Annotated in this window: 2 protein-coding genes; both read right to left on the reverse strand. The window is 44.4% G+C overall.

The window, feature by feature from the left end; translation table 11 throughout:
* Positions 1 to 102: 102 nt before the first annotated feature.
* The gene (locus CRG49_RS12900) at positions 103 to 681 is read right to left on the reverse strand and encodes an antA/AntB antirepressor family protein (protein WP_095501595.1); all 579 of its coding nucleotides are present in this window, start codon (positions 679 to 681) and stop codon (positions 103 to 105) included.
* A gap of 158 nt (positions 682 to 839) precedes the next feature.
* A complete protein-coding gene (locus CRG49_RS13435; protein ID WP_095501596.1) occupies positions 840 to 1010 on the reverse strand; it encodes a hypothetical protein in 171 nt (56 codons plus the stop codon).
* Positions 1011 to 1373 lie beyond the last annotated feature (363 nt).

The raw sequence follows: 1373 nt of genomic DNA on the forward strand, positions 1-1373 counted from the left end.
GCTGCTTTCGGTTTCATACATCAGCATATGCAGTGTATCTAAAGCGGTATAGGCGCGGCAAAGCGTTTCGTAGCCATCTTCACTCATCATATAATTCATGGCTTAACCCTCCAAGCCCAAAGACTGTTGCGCGCTGCGGCCGATTTGCGGATTGGGCTGATACTGCACAAAGCCCAAATCATTCAGCTTTTTCAGGCGGTAGGACACCGCGCCGGGGTTTAAATCCAGCAGCTTGCCGATTTCAGTCAGGTTCAAGCCCATATTGCGGTAGCGCAGCAGGCTGAGCATTTCGGGCGCGGCTTGGAAGTAGGCGTCTTCCAACGCGTCAATCCGCCACAACACGGCATCGGGGATTGCCTTGGCCTGTTTCTCCATTTCGATAAAGTAGCGTCGGGCTTGGCGGCCTTTGTCGTTGCGCTCGACCATGCAGAGCTCTTTGGCCATGTCGAGGGAAATTAAATAATCTTTGGTTTCTGTTTGCCAAAAACCACGATTGGCCATTTTTGGACTTTCGATAAAATCAATGACTTGCGTAAATCCGTATTCCTCAATTCGACGCTGAATCCATTTATCAAAACGGGTTTCAACGCCTAAAAATTCATGCAAATCACGCGCATTGACTAAAGATTGGGTTTGGCCGTCCAAGCAGCCTGAAACGGTTGGGATAAGTGGGGAATTCATGATAGAATGTCCTTTCTTTATGTGAATTTATAAAGACGCGGAAAGAGAGTTGCTGCTCTGCTTTCCACTTAAACCGAACCAAGTTCCCGCTTGGTTCGGTTTTTCATTACTGCCTAAGCAGTGTTGTAATACTAATTCGTAACAACGAAATAAGCAAGCTATTTTTTTAATGCTTCTCGTATTTTTTCCTTAACCCATTGAGAAAAATTAACTTTATCTACAAAGTCCAGTAAATCTTTCTCCGTATCTCGGTTGAAGGAAACTCCACGATGGGCGCGCTTCTCTTTTTCGTATCTTTTTTTTGATTCGGCTATTTTTTCTTCACTCATAGGCATACTCCTTGATTTTTCATCGGATTGAGTTAAAATAGCAGTAGGTCTGAAGCGAAAAGGGCGCGGTGTTCTGCCACCCTTTCCAAAGTTACTTAGTTTTTAAATCCAGCCAAGAATTTTCAAAACCAAGATAACGATAGCTATCATAAGCTGCTTCATTTTACTGCTCCTTTCCATTCAGACTTAACCTGCCCCGATTGGTTGCCGCCTTTCGGGGCTTGGTGTTTCTGAATGGTTGTATTATATTTTCGTTGTTACGAAAAGTCAAGCATTTTCCCAAAAAAACCACGCAAAAAGGCCGTCTGAAACAGCGTTAAATCTGTTTCAGACGGCCTTTAATCCTACCTTAAACGTCCCAGC

The sequence above is a fragment of the Neisseria sp. N95_16 genome, assembly GCF_002551535.2.
In the GTDB taxonomy this organism is placed as follows: Bacteria; Pseudomonadota; Gammaproteobacteria; order Burkholderiales; family Neisseriaceae; genus Neisseria; species Neisseria brasiliensis.